The organism is Candidatus Competibacter phosphatis (assembly GCF_012939995.1).
Taxonomy (GTDB): Bacteria; Pseudomonadota; Gammaproteobacteria; order Competibacterales; family Competibacteraceae; genus Competibacter; species Competibacter phosphatis.
In genome coordinates this window covers 1-16,106 of the sequence record NZ_SPMZ01000037.1, presented here as the reverse complement: position 1 = coordinate 16,106, position 16,106 = coordinate 1, and the positions used below count along the sequence as shown (strand labels likewise).

General features: G+C 61.8%; 18 protein-coding genes, 1 tRNA gene and 3 pseudogenes. 8 read left to right on the top strand and 14 right to left on the bottom strand.

Annotated elements, in window-relative coordinates; all coding sequences use genetic code 11:
- Positions 1-2: 2 nt before the first annotated feature.
- Positions 3-2,573, bottom strand: a complete 2,571-nt coding sequence (gene hrpB, locus E4P82_RS13210) for an ATP-dependent helicase HrpB (protein WP_169249320.1) — start codon at positions 2,571-2,573, stop codon at positions 3-5.
- Between the two features lie 184 nt (positions 2,574-2,757).
- On the opposite strand from hrpB, the gene E4P82_RS13205 reads away from it, so the two are divergent.
- The 5 genes from E4P82_RS13205 to truA all read left to right on the top strand — a co-directional run bounded on the left by E4P82_RS13205 (position 2,758) and on the right by truA (position 6,804).
- Complete coding sequence (locus E4P82_RS13205) at positions 2,758-3,114, top strand: DUF2173 family protein (protein ID WP_169249319.1); 357 nt, start codon at positions 2,758-2,760, stop codon at positions 3,112-3,114.
- 42 nt (positions 3,115-3,156) lie between these two features.
- Complete coding sequence (locus tag E4P82_RS13200; RefSeq protein WP_246327577.1) at positions 3,157-3,558, top strand: DUF2173 family protein; 402 nt, start codon at positions 3,157-3,159, stop codon at positions 3,556-3,558.
- Positions 3,555-3,893: a DUF2173 family protein gene (locus tag E4P82_RS13195; RefSeq protein ID WP_246327576.1), complete on the top strand. Its 339-nt coding sequence runs from the start codon at positions 3,555-3,557 to the stop codon at positions 3,891-3,893. Before E4P82_RS13200 ends, E4P82_RS13195 begins: the two co-directional genes overlap by 4 nt.
- Positions 3,894-4,090: 197 nt before the next feature.
- A complete protein-coding gene (locus tag E4P82_RS13190; protein WP_169249318.1) occupies positions 4,091-5,932 on the top strand; it encodes a L,D-transpeptidase family protein in 1,842 nt (613 codons plus the stop codon).
- Between the two features lie 11 nt (positions 5,933-5,943).
- On the top strand, positions 5,944-6,804 hold the full coding sequence (gene truA, locus E4P82_RS13185; protein WP_420887115.1) for a tRNA pseudouridine(38-40) synthase TruA: 861 nt from the start codon (positions 5,944-5,946) through the stop codon (positions 6,802-6,804).
- Between the two features lie 36 nt (positions 6,805-6,840).
- Here truA and E4P82_RS13180 read toward each other — a convergent pair whose 3' ends face one another.
- The 12 genes and pseudogenes from E4P82_RS13180 to E4P82_RS13125 all read right to left on the bottom strand — a co-directional run bounded on the left by E4P82_RS13180 (position 6,841) and on the right by E4P82_RS13125 (position 13,399).
- On the bottom strand, positions 6,841-7,569 hold the full coding sequence (locus E4P82_RS13180) for an LrgB family protein (RefSeq protein WP_169249316.1): 729 nt from the start codon (positions 7,567-7,569) through the stop codon (positions 6,841-6,843).
- The gene (locus E4P82_RS13175) at positions 7,562-7,921 is read right to left on the bottom strand and encodes a CidA/LrgA family protein (protein WP_169249351.1); all 360 of its coding nucleotides are present in this window, start codon (positions 7,919-7,921) and stop codon (positions 7,562-7,564) included. The genes E4P82_RS13180 and E4P82_RS13175 overlap by 8 nt, the downstream gene beginning before the upstream one ends.
- 29 nt (positions 7,922-7,950) lie before the next feature.
- A pseudogene (gene tatC / locus E4P82_RS13170) lies at positions 7,951-8,716 on the bottom strand (twin-arginine translocase subunit TatC).
- 361 nt (positions 8,717-9,077) lie between these two features.
- Positions 9,078-9,182: pseudogene (locus E4P82_RS23715) on the bottom strand (twin-arginine translocase TatA/TatE family subunit); the annotation flags it as partial.
- A 66-nt stretch (positions 9,183-9,248) separates the two neighbouring features.
- Positions 9,249-9,512: a twin-arginine translocase TatA/TatE family subunit gene (tatA, locus tag E4P82_RS13160; RefSeq protein WP_169249315.1), complete on the bottom strand. Its 264-nt coding sequence runs from the start codon at positions 9,510-9,512 to the stop codon at positions 9,249-9,251.
- A gap of 37 nt (positions 9,513-9,549) precedes the next feature.
- Entirely contained in the window at positions 9,550-9,873 is a 324-nt protein-coding gene (locus E4P82_RS13155) for a phosphoribosyl-ATP diphosphatase (protein ID WP_169249314.1), read from the bottom strand.
- Entirely contained in the window at positions 9,870-10,259 is a 390-nt protein-coding gene (hisI, locus tag E4P82_RS13150; RefSeq protein ID WP_169249313.1) for a phosphoribosyl-AMP cyclohydrolase, read from the bottom strand. Before hisI ends, E4P82_RS13155 begins: the two co-directional genes overlap by 4 nt.
- A gap of 42 nt (positions 10,260-10,301) precedes the next feature.
- Entirely contained in the window at positions 10,302-11,075 is a 774-nt protein-coding gene (gene hisF / locus E4P82_RS13145) for an imidazole glycerol phosphate synthase subunit HisF (protein ID WP_169249312.1), read from the bottom strand.
- Positions 11,075-11,815 carry a 1-(5-phosphoribosyl)-5-[(5-phosphoribosylamino)methylideneamino]imidazole-4-carboxamide isomerase gene (gene hisA / locus E4P82_RS13140; protein WP_169249311.1) on the bottom strand — a complete coding sequence of 247 codons (741 nt, stop codon included), beginning with the start codon at positions 11,813-11,815 and terminating at the stop codon, positions 11,075-11,077. The genes hisF and hisA overlap by 1 nt, the downstream gene beginning before the upstream one ends.
- 45 nt (positions 11,816-11,860) lie before the next feature.
- Positions 11,861-12,500 (bottom strand): annotated as a pseudogene (gene hisH, locus E4P82_RS13135) (imidazole glycerol phosphate synthase subunit HisH).
- A gap of 48 nt (positions 12,501-12,548) precedes the next feature.
- Positions 12,549-13,139 (bottom strand): imidazoleglycerol-phosphate dehydratase HisB, encoded by a 591-nt coding sequence (hisB, locus tag E4P82_RS13130; RefSeq protein ID WP_169249310.1) that lies wholly within the window; start codon positions 13,137-13,139, stop codon positions 12,549-12,551.
- A gap of 192 nt (positions 13,140-13,331) precedes the next feature.
- Positions 13,332-13,399: transfer RNA gene (locus tag E4P82_RS13125), tRNA-Ser, on the bottom strand.
- A gap of 192 nt (positions 13,400-13,591) precedes the next feature.
- Between E4P82_RS13125 and E4P82_RS13120 the strand changes: the two genes are divergently transcribed.
- From E4P82_RS13120 to E4P82_RS13110, 3 genes are read left to right on the top strand one after another with little or no spacing between them, the layout of a single operon-like run.
- Positions 13,592-14,761, top strand: coding sequence for a tyrosine-type recombinase/integrase (locus E4P82_RS13120; protein WP_281383692.1), 1,170 nt, complete (start codon positions 13,592-13,594; stop codon positions 14,759-14,761).
- Entirely contained in the window at positions 14,761-15,036 is a 276-nt protein-coding gene (locus E4P82_RS13115) for a DUF4258 domain-containing protein (RefSeq protein WP_169249350.1), read from the top strand. The genes E4P82_RS13120 and E4P82_RS13115 overlap by 1 nt, the downstream gene beginning before the upstream one ends.
- Positions 15,000-15,263: a type II toxin-antitoxin system MqsA family antitoxin gene (locus E4P82_RS13110; protein WP_312915023.1), complete on the top strand. Its 264-nt coding sequence runs from the start codon at positions 15,000-15,002 to the stop codon at positions 15,261-15,263. The genes E4P82_RS13115 and E4P82_RS13110 overlap by 37 nt, the downstream gene beginning before the upstream one ends.
- 499 nt (positions 15,264-15,762) lie before the next feature.
- Here E4P82_RS13110 and E4P82_RS13105 read toward each other — a convergent pair.
- A partial coding sequence (locus tag E4P82_RS13105) for an IS4 family transposase (protein ID WP_281383691.1) occupies positions 15,763-16,106 on the bottom strand: 344 nt, incomplete at its 5' end.

Below are 16,106 nucleotides of genomic sequence, written 5' to 3'. Positions count from 1 at the left end.
CGTCATTTTTCGGCGGGTCGGACGCGTCGGGTGGGAATCGCGCTCCACGGATCGTCCGGCCAGGAATGCTTGGGGTAGCGACCTTTCAATTCCTTTCTGACTTCGGCGTAGGTCCGTTCCCAGAAGCCGCGCAGATCCTGAGTGACCTGGATCGGCCGCTGGGCCGGCGACAGCAGGTGCAAGGTCACCGGAATCCGCCCGCTGGCGATGCGTGGGGTATCGGCCAACCCGAACAACTCCTGCAATTTGACCGCCAGCACCGGCGGTTCGCCCGGTTGGTAGCGCAGGCGGATGCGCGAGCCACTCGGGACCGGCAGATGGGTGGGTGCCAGCTCGTCCAGCCGCGCTCGCGCTCGGCCATCCAGCAGATCGTATAGCGCACCCGACAGATCCAGCCGCCGCAGGTGTTCGCGCCGGGTCATGCCATTCAGCCAGGATGGCAACCAATCGTCGAGGTGTTCCATCAGCCAGCCGTCGGACACGTCTGGCCAGCCTTCGTCGGCGCACCAGTGCCGCAGCGACAGCACGCGCGCTTGCCACTCGCGCAGTTCGCGGGTCCACGGCAGGCTATCGAGACCCAGTTGCCGGGCACCGGCCAGCATTGCCTGACACAGTGATTCGGGATCGGCGTCCGCCAATGGGGTACTGTCGAGCGCCAGCACACCCAGTCGCCGTTCCTGGCGTGCCATGACCGCCGCCTGCCGTTCATCCCAACCCACTTCCACGACGGTGCGCAGCCGGTCGGCGAGATGTGTTTCCAGAGCGGTGGGATCGACGGGCGCGGCCAGCCAGATTCGGCCTTCGCCGACACCGGCGTCCAGGTGTGCCGCCACCAGCCAGTCGCGGCCCGCCAGCGGATCGCCGGTGGCTAGCCGCGCTCCACGTCCGTTGGCCAGCCGGTAGCGATCCGCCGCGCCCTCTCGGCGCCGCGCCACCCGGTCGGGGTAAGCGAAGGCCAGTAGCAATCCAGCGGTCGCGCCATCTCTTGGATCGAGGGCGGGATGGAGACACTCGTCCGCGTTTTCGGAACCATCCCGTTGTAGCAGCGCCCGCCAGCGCCGCGCCGCTTGCTCAATGCGGACACAGGCCGTCGGATCGGCCCACCAGCGCCGCGCGCCGTCGCGGCCGTCGCGGCGAAAATCCCGCAGGGCGTCCAGACGGGCGGTGAAATCGCCGCCGAAAGGGTGTTCGCCACGCAGGGGGTCGCGCTCCTCCAGCAGCGCGGCCAGATCGGCGGCCAGTTTGACCAATCCGAGCGCCGTGCCCCGCCGCAGCAGTTGCGCCAGCCGCGGATGAATCGGCAGTTCCGCCAGCGCCTGTCCGGCCGAGGTGATACGGTCGCGGTCGTCCAACGCGCCCAGTTCGCGCAGTAGTTCGCGCGCTTGGGCCAATGCGCCTGACGGTGGCGGATCGAGCCAAGCCAGCGCCGACACTTCGGTGACGCCCCATTGCGCCAGCTCCAGGGCCAGTGGCGCCAGATCGGCCTCCAGGATTTCCGGGATGCGCCGCGGGCGGAGCCGGCTTTGAGTGGTCTCGCTCCACAGCCGATAGCAAATCCCCGGACCCAGCCGTCCGGCGCGGCCGGCGCGCTGTTCGGCGGCGTCGGCCGACACTCGCATCGTTTCCAACCGGGTCAGACCGCTGCGTGGATCGAAGCGTGGCACGCGGGTCCAACCGGCATCCACCACCACGCCGATGCCCTCGATGGTCAGGCTGGTTTCGGCGATGGGGGTGGCCAGCACGATTTTGCGCCGGCCGTCAGGATCGCGTCGAATGGCGCGTTGCTGCGCTTCTCCCGGCAGATCGCCGTATAGCGGCGCCAGCGTCAGTCCGGCGCAGGCCGGCTCCGCTTGCAAGCGGCCCAGTACTTGCCGGATTTCGCCGCCGCCCGGCAGGAACACCAGCAGGTCGCCACGTTCCCGGCCCAGCGCGTTTAGTACGGCGCGAACCACGACGTTAAGATCCAGACCGTCGGGATCTCGTGGCAGGTATTGCCGGTTTACGGGATGGGCGCGGCCCTCGCTGGTTACGATGGGGGCATCGCCCAGCAGTCGGGCCACTGCGACGCCGTCCAGGGTGGCCGACATGACCAGCAGCCGCAGGTCCGGGCGCAACTCGCGTTGGCTGTCCAGACAAAGTGTCAGCGCCAGATCAGCGTGCAGGCTGCGTTCGTGGAATTCGTCGAAGATCACCAACCTCACGCCCTCCAGCGCTGGATCGCGCTGCAAGCGGCGGGTCAGAATGCCCTCGGTCAGTACCTCGATGCGGGTTTGGCGCGAGATTTGGCGGTCGAAACGGATGCGGTAACCAACGGTGTGGCCGACCGGCTCGTTCAGTTGCGCAGCCATGCGCGCCGCCGCTGCGCGCGCCGCTAGCCGTCGCGGTTCCAGCAGCAGGATGGTGGAATTCTTCAACCAGGGTTCATCGAGCAGCGCCAGCGGTACCCGGGTGGTTTTGCCGGCACCCGGCGGCGCTTGCAGCACCAGGGCGGGGGCATCGCGCAACGCGGCGCGGATCGCCGGCAGCGTCGGTTCGATGGGCAGGGTCGTGGGCTCGGAATCAGATGGAAACACGAGCGCGGACCCGTTCGATGAGGATGGCCGAGACTGCCCCGCCACTGTTTTCCGTGATCGCCCCAACGTGCATTTGTGCGCTGCCTTGACTATTGTTCTATCAAAATGCTGCGGTTTGGGTCCGTCGCACGCGCGAGTGCCGCTCCCGCTTCATCATAACGCCAGCCACCAAGGATTTCCGCGAATGAGTATTGTGACCGATCTGTTGGCCAAGCCCGGCGTTATCGCCGCTGGCGAATACGCCTATCGGGGTGACCGATTTTCCTACCGCGGCGCCCTCACTGAAGAACATGCCCGTATGGCGTCGATCATGTGTCGCGCCACCACCATGGGCGTGAACATGGAGGGCAAGATGCTCGAAGTCTTCCAGCCGCGCAGCGGACTGCAACCGCCACGCGGCTGGATGGTGCATGGTGCCGACTATACCGTGTGCGTCATGGCCAACGTGTTTTGCATGCTTGACAACGCCCGAGCTTCGATCAACGACATCGTCGGATTCATGCGTCAGACCGTGGCCAATGCGCCCTCCGATTTGATCTGAACCGGCCCGGCAAAAAATTAAAAAATTAAGGAGAAGAAATCGATGGCGACACTCGATGAACTGATGCGACTGCCGGCGGCGATGGCGGCCTTCGAGTTCCGGGGCAGCGGCGAGTTGCTGGATCAGCGCATCGCTTACCCCGAACGCATCAACGAAACCACGCTCGACTTGCTGGCCCATATGTGCGCGGCCAATATGAGCATTGCCACCATGCAGGCGCGTGGTTGGGAGAAGGTAACGGCCATGAAGGGATTCTATCCGATCCAGGAATTCACGCTGGTCGGGTTCGACTGGTCGGTGGTGGTGAGCGGCTTTCGTCGAGAGCAGCTCAAGAGCGAGGGCAAGACCAGCTTGCCGCCGTTCATGGGTGTGGTGCTGGGCAACGAAAAGGCCGACTATGAAGCGGCATTCGCCGTTCTGGAAGGGCGGGAGCCGATTTCATGAGCATGATCCGACGCATTCTGGCTTTGGATGGGGTTAACGTGATCTGCCATTTTCGCGACGATGGCTACCTGCTCGAAGGCTACGGCTTGATGGGACGCGACGATATGGCGCGGCTGGCGCAATTCGCGCACGATTACCGGCGTATGATTCAGGGCAATGCCGACCAGCTCGCCATGTTCACCGGCATGCGCGGTTGGACTCCACCGCATGGGTGGATCGCCCGGGGTGCGGTACAGTCGGTCTGCGGCGTCGGCAACCTGGTTTGCGTCGTGGAAGGCGCCGATGCGCCCCTGAACGAAATCTTGCTGGAATTACGGGAGATTTCGCACTGGTAGGCTTGGAATCATTGAGATTTTCCACCATCTAAAAGGTGAAGTAAGTAGTCGATGTTTGTTGTTTTTTTTGTATCGCTTTGGCGTGGCCACTTTGATACTTTGTTGGTATGATGATACGACACGGTCTATTACTTCAATGCATTGGGGCGGTCGTTTCCATGTCCAAGCGAATCGTTTTTCCTGTATGGCTTTGCATCTTGTTGGGCGCGTGTGCGCTCAACGCGTGGCCGGTGGCGGCACAGGTGGCTGGCGGCCAAACCCCCGAAATCCAGGGTGCTGGCGGTGGCAAGGTTGGAACGACCGCGATGTTGGCGGCAACGGCCAGCCTGGACGCCGATCAGAACGCCGGGAACGTTGACGACACCGGGCCGCCCTCGGTCGACGACACGCAACCGGCGACGGCGGCGAACCCAGTGGTGGAGTTGCCGCCCTGTCCGACCGGCGACGGCGGGTTGAGGGAACGGGTTGCCGTCCACATCTGCCAGCAGGTGCGGATCGAACCGCCGCCGACCAGCCTGAAGGTCGATCATCTGGCGCTGCGTTCGCTGGAGTATCTGATTCCTTTCTACGCCCGGCGCGACTATCGCGCCGCTTGGCTCGATGCCGATGGTAAGCCGTTGCCGGTTGCGGATAAGCTTTTGAAAACCCTGGGTCAAGCCGAGCGCGAAGGGTTGCGGTCCACCGACTATCCCCACGCCCACTTACGCAAGCTGTACGAGGCGCTCCAGCAGGATACCGCCGCGCCGGCCGTTGGCCAGTTGGCCAATTTCGATCTGCTGTTCACCGACACGTTTCTGACCTACGGTTCCCATCTGCTGTCCGGTCGGTTGCCACCCCGCAAGATCGACCCCGACTGGACGATCAAGCCGCGTTCCCGCGATTTGGCCGAAGTGTTGGAGCGAGCGCTGGCCGACGACACCCTGGTCGAGTCGCTGCAAGCCTTGGCGCCGCAGGGTAAAGGCTACGCCCAGTTGCGGGAAATATTGCAACGCTATCGGACGATCGAACAGGCGGGCGGTTGGCCCGTTGTTGGTTCCGCGAAAGGAGCAAAGGGCTCGCCGGCGGAACGGCTACGTAGCCGATTGCAGGCTAGCGGTGATTTGCCCAAGGGGCAGGAGCAGTCTGGAAAGAGCGTCACCCAAGATAAATCGCTCGCCAACGCGCTACGCCGTTTCCAGAGGCGGCATGGCTTGCAGGAAACTGGAACCCTTAATACCGCTACGATTGCTGCCCTGAACGTGCCAGTTTCGGAGCGAATTCGTCGCGTGGAACTGAACATGGAGCGCTGGCGCTGGCTGCCGGACGACTTCGGACCGCGTTACATTCTGGTCAATATTCCCAGCTTCAAGATGAGCGTGTTCGAGAACGGCAAGCAGGTGATGGAATCGAAAGTGGTGGTGGGCCGTCAGGAGCGGCAGACGCCGACCTTCACCGCCAACATGGCCTACTTGGTGTTGAGCCCGAAGTGGTATGTGCCGCGTTCCATCGCGGTGAAGGACAAGCTGCCACAGCTCAAGCGCAACCCTTACGCGCTCAAGGGGCAGAAGATCCGAATCTATAATAGCGCCGGCCAGGAAATCGACCCAGGCTCGATCAATTGGAGCGCGGTCAGCGCCAGCAGCTTCCGCTATCAGTTGCGCCAGGATGCCGGGCCTCGCAACGCCCTGGGCGGGATCAAGTTCATGTTCCCGAACCCCTATAGTATCTACTTGCACGACACGCCATCCCGAGAGCTGTTCAGCCGTAACCAGCGGACTTACAGCTCCGGTTGCATCCGCATCTCCAATCCGGTGGAATTGGCCGATTACCTGCTTAAGCATGACCCGAAGTGGAACAAGGATACCATCAAGACCGCTGCCGCCAGCGGCAAGCAGCGGGTTGTCCGTTTACCGGAGGAAGTGCCGGTGTACTTGCTGTACTGGACAGCTTGGGTCGATGACGAGGGTTTGCTCAATTTTCGCGATGATATCTATCAGCGCGACAAGCCCATGGTCCGGGCTCTTTACCAGAAAGGAGAGATTCAGGGCGGCGATGCCTAAAGCCTCTTTCCATGGATAAGCGCCATCCCCCGGCCACTGCGGTCGGGGGATTTTCGTTGTTGGCTCGGGGAGAAGTTGGGACGATGCGCGTGGCACTGGGCATCCAATACGACGGCGTCGGGTTTCGTGGCTGGCAAGCGCAGCCGGCGGGAGTACGAACCGTGCAGGCCAGTCTGGAGCGAGCGTTGGCCAAGGTTGCCGATCACCCGGTCGGTCTGACTTGCGCCGGCCGCACCGATGCCGGTGTCCACGCCGTTGGTCAAGTCGCTCATTTCGACACCCGAGCGATCCGATCGACGCGGGCCTGGGTGCGAGGCGGCAACGCCCACTTGCCGCCAGATCTCAGCCTGAGCTGGGCTTACGAGGTCCCGGACGATTTTCATGCCCGTTTCTCGGCCACGGCCCGTCGCTATCGCTATCTGATCTACAACCACTCCCAGCGCTCGGCTTTGTGGCGGGGGCGGGCGGTCTGGCACTATCGGCCGCTGGATGTCGCGCGGATGCACGCGGCCGGTCAGATGCTGATTGGCAAGCACGATTTCAACGCGTTCCGTGCCGCCGAGTGTCAAGCTCGCCACCCGATCCGGGAAATTCTGGAATTGGTGGTTTGGCGGCAGGGCGATGGCGTGTTGCTGGAGATCGAGGCCAACGCCTTTTTGCATCATATGGTGCGCAATATCGTTGGGGTGTTGCTGGCGATCGGGGTCGGCGACCGGCCGATCGAATGGGTCGCTGAGGTGTTGGAAAGTCGTGATCGCACGCAAGCCGGGGTGACTGCGCCGGCCGAGGGTTTGTATCTGCTGGCGGTGCGTTATCCACAGCGGTTCGGGTTGCCGGCGGCTCCGACCAGTAGCCCGGCTTTTGAAGGCTGAGCGGAACGATGCCCATGCCTGGCGATTACGCTAGGATCAAGGCGTCAGATGGAGCAATCGAACAATCAGTGGGACCAGCAACGCGGTCAATAGAGCGTTCAGGCCGATGGCTAACCCAGCGAAGGCCCCCGCCAAGCTGCTGATTTGCAAGGCCCGCGCCGTGCCGATACCGTGCGCCGCCACGCCGATGGCCAGCCCTTTGACGGCGTTGTCCCGAATCCGCAGCCAGTCCAACAGGGCCGGCGCGGCGACCGCCCCGATGACCCCGGTCAAAATCACCAGAACCGCCGTCAGCGAAGGCAGGCCACCGATCTTTTCGGCGATCCCCATCGCCACCGGGGTGGTCACCGATTTGGGCGCCAGTGATAGCAGGGTGCGCGGCGAACCGCCCAGCAACTCGGCGATCCCTATTGCCGATAGAATCGCGGTCAGCGAGCCGACTAGTAACCCGGCGAGGATCGGCAGGGCCAGTTGCCGCACCCGCTCCCAGTGCAGATAGAGCGGCACCGCCAGCGCCACGGTCGCCGGGCCAAGTAGAAAGTGGATGAACTGCGCGCCGGTGAAGTAGGTGGAATAGGGGGTGCCGGTCAGCAGCAGGAGCAGCACCAGCAGGGCGATCGCCAGTGCCACCGGGTTGAAGATCGCTCGGCCGCCACTGCGTCGAAACAGCCATTGTCCGGCCAGGTAAACGGCCAGGGTGAGGGTGAGCCACAGCAGCGGCGAGGCGGCCAAGTACACCCAGATGTCGATGAAAATCCTATCCATCGTGTGGTGCTCCACGCCGCCAACGGATGACGGTTTGCATCACCAACGCGGTCACGGCCACCGTGATCAGCGTGCTTAGCACCAGAGCGACCGTCACCGCCAACCATTCCTCTGCCAGTAGCGCCCCGTACCGCACGATCCCGACCCCGGCCGGGATGAACAGCAGCGACAGATGCGACAGCAGGGTCTCCGCGGTGGTGCGCAGTGGCGCGGGTAGCGACTTGCGCCAGTGTAGCGCCAGGAACAACAGCAACATGCCAATCACGGGTCCCGGTACCGGAACGCCGCTCCAGCGGATCGCGATCTCTCCCACCAACTGGAAGGCCAGCAACACCGCCAGCGCGCCGATCATCGTTGGGGTTCCATGGTTGCCTGAAGCGCTTACCGCTGGCCGCTCGGTTCCGCCGCCGCCCGCGCTTCGCCACGGCGCCGCAACAGCAGGCGCGAGACGAAGATGCCGATCTCGAACAACAGCCACATGGGCACCGCCAGCAGGGTCTGCGAAATCACGTCCGGTGGGGTCAACAGCATGCCGACGACGAAGGCGCCAACAATGATGTAGGGCCGTTTGGCGGCCATGGCGTCGGGGGTGACGATGCCGATGAGTACCAGAATGACCGTGGCGACCGGTACCTCGAACGCGACCCCGAAGGCGAAAAAAGATCGTCATCACGAAGTCGAGATAGCGGTTGATGTCGGTCATCACCGCCACTCCTTCCGGCGCGGTGCTGGTGATGAAGGCGAAGAAGATCGGCATGATCACGAAGTAGGCGAAAGCCATGCCACAGTAGAACAGCAAGGTGCTGGAGATCAGGACCGGCAAGGCCAGTCGTTTCTCCTTTTGGTACAGACCCGGCGCGATGAAGGCCCAGACTTGGTAGAGAATCCACGGAATGGTGATAAAGACTGCCAGCACCAGAGTGAATTTGAGTGGGGTCAGAAACGGCGACAGCACATCGATTGCGATCATGCTGCTTTGGGCTGGCATGTGTCGGGTCAAGGGGCCGGCCAGCATGGAATAGATCGGATTGGAGAATGGCGACAGCGCCACGAAAACCAACAGTACCCCACTGACGACGCGCAGCAGCCGGGTACGCAGTTCGATGAGATGGCTGATGAAAGGCTGTTCGTGATCGGTGTCGGACACGGCGGGTCAGTTTGCGGCGGGGGGGATTGGGCGATGGTGCCGATCCGGTGGGTGGGTCGACCGGCCGAGGCGTCGGCTTTTGCAATGGCACCGGGGTCGGGACCGGTTTTTGTAACTGAATGGGTGTTGGTTCCGTGGAGTCGATGGGCGATTCCAGGTGGGCGGGGGGCGGCGTCCAACCCGGTGGTGGTGGAGCCGGCGCGGTGCCTGGTCGCCAGCCCGGCGGCGGTCCCGGATCGTCTTCGAGTTCTTCCTGGATTTCCTGGCGCAACGACTGGACTCGGTTCGCCAGGTCCTTGATACTGTTCAAATCACCCTGCTGGCGCAGCGTGTGTTTCAACTCTTCCAGTTGCAGTTCCCGATCCACTTCCGCCTTGACGTCGGCAAGCATGCGCCGGGCCTTGCCCAGCCACAGACCGGCGGTGCGCGCCAGCCCTGGCAGACGCTCGGGACCGACCACGATCATCGCCACGACGCCGATCAACACCAGTTCCCAGAATCCGATTTCGAACATACCGTTGCGATCCGGTGCTTAAACCTTGTCATGGTTCTTGGTCAGCGGATCGTGCAAGCCTGCCGTGGCGTTACCGCCATTGTGTTCCTGAGGAGTGGGTTGTTCGAGTTTCTTGGGGTTTTCTTCTCCGGCCGTTTCCGGTTGACCCCCTTCCTTCATGGCGTCGCGGAAGCCGCGAATGGCCGAGCCGAGGTCGGAACCGAGGTTGCGCAGCCGGCTGCCGCCGAACAGCACCAGGACGATGACCAGAATGAGCAGGAGTTCCCAAATACTGAAATGCATGACGGTATGCCTCTGATGACGGGAGGATGGCGCTCGCCTAGTTGGCGGCGCGGGCGGCTTTTTCGGCCAAGCCGGAGGTACCGAAGCGGCGGTGCAACTCGTTCAGCACCGCATCCGGGCCAAGTCCCTGATGGGCGAGCATCACCAAAGTGTGAAACCACAGGTCGGCGGTTTCGCGCACCAGCGGCTCGGGTTCGCCGTTCTTGGCGGCCAGCAAGGTTTCGGCCGCTTCCTCCCCAACCTTCTTGAGGATGGCGTCCAAACCCTTGGCATACAGGCGGGCGACATAGGAGCTGTCGGGATCGGCGTGTTTGCGTGCTTCCAGCGTGGCCGCCAACTCGCGCAGGATTTCGTCGCTCATGCGCCGTACATCTCGCGTGGGTCCTTCAACACCGGATCGACGGTGATCCATTCACCGTCGCGCAATTCCGCGAAGAAACAGCTCTGCCGCCCGGTATGACAGGCAATGCCACCGATTTGTTCGATGTCCAGCAACAATACGTCGGCATCGCAGTCCAGCCGGATGCGCCGCACCTTCTGGGTGTTGCCCGAGGTTTCGCCCTTGTGCCAGAGTTGTTGGCGCGAGCGGGACCAGTACACTGCCTCGCCGCACTCCACCGTGCGTTGCAGCGATTCCCGATTCATCCAGGCCATCATCAGTACTCGGCCGCTGTCAGCGTCCTGGGCGATGGCGGGCACCAGCCCATCCGCCGTCCATTTGATACGTTCCAACCAGTTTTCGGTCATGAATTCACTCGTTCCAATCCTCTCCCGGTGGGAGAGGGGGTATCAAAGTCTCACTTCGATGCCGCGCGCCCGCATGTGGTGCTTGGCCTGTTCGATCGTGTATTCGGCAAAATGAAAGATGCTGGCGGCCAGCACCGCGTCGGCCTTGCCGAGCAGGATACCGTCGGCCAGATGGTCTAGCGTGCCGACTCCGCCGGAGGCAATGACCGGAATGCTGACCGCCTCGCTGATGGCGTGGGTCAGCTCCAGGTCGAAACCGCGTTTGGTGCCGTCCCGATCCATGCTGGTCAGCAGGATTTCCCCCGCGCCGTAGGCATTCATCCGTCGCGCCCATTCGACGGCGTCGATGCCGGTGGGCCGGCGACCGCCGTGGGTGAAGATTTCCCAGCGCGGTGGTTCACTTGATTGGTGTACCGCCTTGGCGTCGATGGCCACCACGATGCACTGATTTCCGAAGCGTTCGGCGGCTTCGCGCACGAACTCGGGTCGGGCGATGGCGGCGGTATTGATGGACACCTTGTCGGCACCGGCGTTCAACATCCGCCGCACATCGTCCAGCACGCGGATACCACCGCCCACGGTCAGTGGGATGAACACCTCGCTGGCCACCTGCTCGACCACATGCACCATGGTTTCCCGATCGTCGGAACTGGCGGTGATGTCGAGGAAGGTGATTTCGTCGGCCCCTTCCGTGTCGTAGCGGCGGGCAATCTCGACCGGGTCGCCGGCATCGCGGATTTCGACGAACTTGACGCCCTTGACCACCCGGCCACGATCCACGTCCAGGCAGGGAATGATACGTTTCGCCAGCGCCATCAGCCGTTCTCCGCCGCGTCGGCCAGTTGCTGGGCGGCGGCCAAGTCGATGCCGCCCTCGTACAAGGCTCGGCCGATGATCGCGCCCATGATGCCTTCCTGCTCCACCGCGCACAGCGCCCGCACGTCGTCCAGGGTACTGACCCCGCCGGAGGCGATCACCGGGATACCGATGGCCTGGGCCAAGCGGACCGTGGCATCGACGTTGACGCCCTGCATCATGCCGTCACGACTGATGTCGGTGTAGACGATGGCCTCGACGCCATAGCGCTCGAAGACCTGCGCTAGGTCGATGACGTTGTGCTTGGACAACTTGGACCAGCCGTTGACCGCCACCCGTCCGTCCTTGGCGTCCAGGCCGACGATGATGTGGCCAGGATACTCTAGGCACAGGTCGTTGATGAAGTGCGGTTCCTGCACGGCCTTGGTGCCGATGATGACGAACTGGACGCCGGCATCCAGATAGGCATCGATCGCCTGCTCGTCGCGAATGCCGCCGCCGACCTGGATCGGTAGATCGGGAAAGGTCTGAGCGATACGGCGGATCACCTGGGCATTGACCGGTTGTCCGGCGAAGGCGCCGTTCAGGTCCACCACATGCAGGCGACGGGCACCGGCCTGGACCCAACGTTCGGCCATGGCCACCGGGTCGTCGGAGAAGATCGTCGAATCCTCCATGCGCCCCTGGCGCAGCCGCACGCATTTACCGTCTTTTAAATCGATTGCGGGTATCAGCAACATGTCCGGGTTCTTCCAGCAGCAGACCTGTTCAGGTGGGGAAGTGCGTTACGGGTTCCAGTCGGTGAAATTGGCGAGCAGCCGCAGTCCGGCCTGAGCACTTTTTTTCCGGATGGAATTGCACGGCGAAGATGTTGTCGCGCGCGATCGCCGAGGCGAAGTCGAAACCGTACCAAGTTCGGCCCGCGGCCAGGGTGGCATCCGCGGGTTGTAGATAATAACTATGGACGAAATAGAAGCGGCTGTCTTGAGAAATCCCCCGCCAGAGTGGGTGATCGCGCAGTTGGTGGACCTGGTTCCAACCCATGTGCGGTACCTTGAGCCGCTCGCCGTCGACGGGATCGCGCAGCTCGCCGAACCAAACCACCCGGCCGGGCAATACGTCCAGGCCGTCGATGCCGCCGTTTTCCTCGCTGAAGGTTAGCAGCGCCTGCGGTCCCAGGCACAGGCCCAGGAACGGTTTGCTCAGCGCCGCTTCGCGCACCACGTCCACCAGATCCCAGCGGATCAGCTCGCGCATGCAGTCGCGGATCGAACCCTGGCCGGGAAACACCACCCGGTCGGCGTGCAGGATATCCTGACGGTTCTGGGTGACGAGCACCCGCGTCCGTGGGGCGACATGTTCGAGCGCCTTGGCGACGGAGCGCAAATTGCCCATGCCGTAATCGATGATTGCAATGCTGGCCATGCGGAGAACTCGGGGATAGGGATGCCGGATGGAGGAAGACGGCTGAGTTTACAGGCTACCCTTGGTGGAGGGTACGCCAATCACGCGCGAGTCGAATTCGACCGCCATGCGCAGGGCGCGGCCGAAGGCCTTAAACACGGTTTCGGCGATATGGTGGGCGTTGCGACCGCGCAGGCTGTCGATATGCAGGGTGATCAGCGCATGGTTAACGAAGCCCTGGAAGAATTCGCGAAACAGATCCACATCGAAATCTCCGATTCGGGCACGGGGAAATTCGATGAAGTAGTCCAGTCCCGGCCGGCCGGAACAGTCGAGCACCACCCGCGAAAGCGCTTCGTCCAGCGGGACGTAGGCGTGGCCGTAGCGGCGGATGCCGCGCTTGTCGCCCAGTGCTTGCTTGATCGCTTGCCCCAGGGTGATGCCGATGTCCTCGACCGTGTGATGGGCGTCGATGTGCAGGTCGCCCCGAGCTTCGATTTCCAGGTCGATCAAGCCGTGGCGGGCGATCTGATCGAGCATGTGATCAAGGAAGGGCAGTCCGGTGGCGAGTTGGGCGTCACCCGTGCCATCCAGATTGATGCGTACCTGAATGCAGGTTTCCAGCGTGTCGCGTTTGACCGCCGCTATGCGTGCTGACATGTTTCAATCCGCGCCCACGGGTTCATGGGGCTGAAATGACATTGGAAAATATCGCGCCGCCACGGGAACTCAATGGCACACCGGGAATTATATCGATCTTTGCGCGGAATAAGCGAGTCCGCTCAGGCTCGAACGAAACTTGACTAGCCGAAACGCAAACAGCCCGCGCGAAGCGGGCTGTCGTTTTTTTTCTGGTGCCGGAACGCGGAATCGAACTGCGGACCTACTGATTACGAATTAGGCCAAATACCCCTTCAGGCCACTGCAACCCGCTTCAGGAAAACGTATTATCCTATTGATTATTAGATGGATAAGCCCTATTCTTTCGTCATCGCACTTCAGGCGTTTGCAACACTGATCATGCAATTTTGCTAGCCATACTGTTAGCCATGGGCCTTTTGGCTAGCAGGTTTCGAGAGGGCAGGGTGATGAAATTTACCGACCGCTAAGTTTTGAGTCTCAAGCCGAAGGAGGCCCGATATGATGTTTGGGACGGGTCCGGTTTGGGCGTTCGGGTGTCGGTCAAAGGCCGCAAATCGTGGGTGATGATCTACCGGTTCGATGGGAAGTCCCGCTATCTCACCTTGGGGGTCTACCCGGCTTTGTCGGTGGCAAGGGCACACGAGGCGCACCGCAAGGCCCGGACGGAGCTGGAACAGGGGTGTGATCCAGGTACCAAGGCGGTCCAGGAGCGGCGGGAGGAGCGCCACGCGCCGACTGTGGCGATGTTGGCGGCGGAATATCTGGAAAAGTGGGTCAAGAAGCGCAACCGTTCCGCGCCAGAAATCGAACGGATATTGAACAAAGACGTGCTCCCGAAATGGGGACACCGCAAGGCAAGGGACATTACCCGCCGGGAAGTGATCGCGCTTTTGGATGGCGTTGCGGAACGCGGTCCGATCATGGCAAACCAAACGCTTGCGGTTGTTCGCAAAATGTTCAACTTCGGGGCGGATCGCGCGATCCTGGAAACCTCCCCTTGCGTTCGAGTCAAGGCCCCCGGCCCGCTCAAACAGCGGGAACGGGTCTTGAACGAAGAAGAAATCCAAGCGCTTTGGAACGGCTTGGATAAGGCGGCGATGGCGCCGGGAACCCGGCTAGCGCTCAAGCTCCAATTGGCAACCGCGCAACGCAAGGGGGAAGTGGCGTTCATGCGGTGGGATCAAATCGATTGGAACGCGGCAACCTGGACCATACCGGGAGAAGCCGCTAAAAACGGGAAAGTTCATTGTGTGCCCCTTTCCGGCTTGGCGATTGATTTACTCAAACAAGCCCTTGAGCTTGCGGCCGGTTCGGTGTGGGTTTTTCCCAGTCCACGCCAAGGGGGCGTCGTGCCGGTTGGAGGGACCGCCGTTGATCATGCCTTGCGTAGGGCGCTTCCGGTGTTGGGGTTGTCCGATGTGGTGCCACACGATTTACGGCGGACTGCCGCCAGCCACATGACTGGCCTTGGTGTTCCCCGGCTGGTGGTTTCCAAAATCCTCAACCATGCGGAACGGGGCGTAACGGCGGTTTACGACCGCCATTCCTACGACCCGGAAAAGCGGGACGCCTTGGAAAAATGGGCGCGGAAGTTGCGCACCTTTTTGATGGCTGACAACGTGATTCGGCTTCGTGCGTGATGATCTACAAGTATCGGCAACATACGATCAAGCGAATGTTCGAGCGCGGTATCACGCAAGCGGACGTGCAAGCAGCCCTTTCGTCCGGCCGAATCGTTGAGAATTATCCAACGGATTACCCGTTCCCCAGTTGTTTATGGCTTGGATATGCCGGCAATCGTCCCTTGCATATCGTCTATGCCGACACACCGCAAGGCGAGCGCATCATCATTACAGTCTATGAGCCTGATCCGGCTCAATGGTCTACCGATTTCACGACGAGGTTGAAGCCATGAAGTGTGTGATTTGCAAAACCGGTGAGACTCATCCCGGAACCGCTAGCATGGTGTTGGAACGGGAGGGAACTACCGTTTTGATTAGGGACGTTCCGGGCGAAATTTGCGATACCTGCGGCGAGGTTTATTACGATGCCGAGACGACTGAACGCCTGCTGGATCAAGCGGAACAGGCGTATCGTAATGGGGTGGACGTGGAGGTTAAGCGCTATAAGAAAGCAGCTTGAGTAAAGTAAATATTTGAGTTTTTCCTTCTAATCTGTTCCGCGTTGCCTAGCCTTTGGCCGGGCGAAAAGGGTGAACACACGGTCCCCCCCTGGCAATGCGATCTACTAAACCGTGCTCTCCCGTGTGGAGAAATCATGTCACCCTTTCATCACAAAACCCAATTTACGAGTGAACAACTCGCTTGCGCCATTGTTGGCGTGACTTCTTATAAAGAAAACCGTGACGAAGTTAGTCTGTGGACAGAGGAAATTGATTTAGCTTTCCCGCCAGTGCTGGTTTGTATCGGTGGGGGAATTGAGGAAAGCTACCCAGCCATTCCCCGCGAGCAGGCATTGGCGTTTTGCGAGCAACGCGGGATAAGGCCGCCGCTGTTATTTCCTGACGATCCGCCGGCTTCACTAACTCCCGCCGATAGTTCCCCACTCAAAGAATCCGATCTCCTACTGACGATCCACCGGCTATTACTCCTGGTTAAAGACCTGTCCATTACACAGATCTCTATCCGGCTGAGGGAGCAAGGAGCTCGGAAGCCAACTGCATCCCCCAAGCGAGATCACGGGCGCGCTGCAAACCGATCCAGAGCGCTTGAGGGCCGGGAGGGCCGTCGCACTTGCGGCCCAAATGGCCGCCCAGGCGCGCGATCCAAGCGAGCAAGATCGGGAGTGCGGGCGGCGTTTCCGGCGGGGATTTGCGGTGGATGGCAACGTAGACCGCCCGCCATTCGGCGGGGTCCAACACGGCATCACCGGGCAACTCGGGAATGGCTCGACCGAGCACAGTGAGGTAGTGCAGACGCCAAGCGATGATGAGATACAAGGCCAAAGCCGGCTCCAACCGTTCCA

What these genes read in the sequence shown, in the direction of transcription:
- E4P82_RS13205 (WP_169249319.1), top strand. Translation starts at nt 2,758, where the DNA reads ATGAGTATTGTGACCGATCTGTTGGCCAAGCCCGGCGTTATCGCCGCT.
- E4P82_RS13200 (WP_246327577.1), top strand. Translation starts at nt 3,157, where the DNA reads ATGGCGACACTCGATGAACTGATGCGACTGCCGGCGGCGATGGCGGCC.
- E4P82_RS13195 (WP_246327576.1), top strand. Translation starts at nt 3,555, where the DNA reads ATGAGCATGATCCGACGCATTCTGGCTTTGGATGGGGTTAACGTGATC.
- truA (WP_420887115.1), top strand. Translation starts at nt 5,944, where the DNA reads ATGGATAAGCGCCATCCCCCGGCCACTGCGGTCGGGGGATTTTCGTTG.
- E4P82_RS13180 (WP_169249316.1), bottom strand. Translation starts at nt 7,569, where the DNA reads ATGGATAGGATTTTCATCGACATCTGGGTGTACTTGGCCGCCTCGCCG.
- E4P82_RS13175 (WP_169249351.1), bottom strand. Translation starts at nt 7,921, where the DNA reads ATGATCGGCGCGCTGGCGGTGTTGCTGGCCTTCCAGTTGGTGGGAGAG.
- tatA (WP_169249315.1), bottom strand. Translation starts at nt 9,512, where the DNA reads ATGCATTTCAGTATTTGGGAACTCCTGCTCATTCTGGTCATCGTCCTG.
- E4P82_RS13155 (WP_169249314.1), bottom strand. Translation starts at nt 9,873, where the DNA reads ATGAGCGACGAAATCCTGCGCGAGTTGGCGGCCACGCTGGAAGCACGC.
- hisI (WP_169249313.1), bottom strand. Translation starts at nt 10,259, where the DNA reads ATGACCGAAAACTGGTTGGAACGTATCAAATGGACGGCGGATGGGCTG.
- hisF (WP_169249312.1), bottom strand. Translation starts at nt 11,075, where the DNA reads ATGGCGCTGGCGAAACGTATCATTCCCTGCCTGGACGTGGATCGTGGC.
- hisA (WP_169249311.1), bottom strand. Translation starts at nt 11,815, where the DNA reads ATGTTGCTGATACCCGCAATCGATTTAAAAGACGGTAAATGCGTGCGG.
- hisB (WP_169249310.1), bottom strand. Translation starts at nt 13,139, where the DNA reads ATGTCAGCACGCATAGCGGCGGTCAAACGCGACACGCTGGAAACCTGC.
- E4P82_RS13115 (WP_169249350.1), top strand. Translation starts at nt 14,761, where the DNA reads ATGATCTACAAGTATCGGCAACATACGATCAAGCGAATGTTCGAGCGC.
- E4P82_RS13110 (WP_312915023.1), top strand. Translation starts at nt 15,000, where the DNA reads ATGGTCTACCGATTTCACGACGAGGTTGAAGCCATGAAGTGTGTGATT.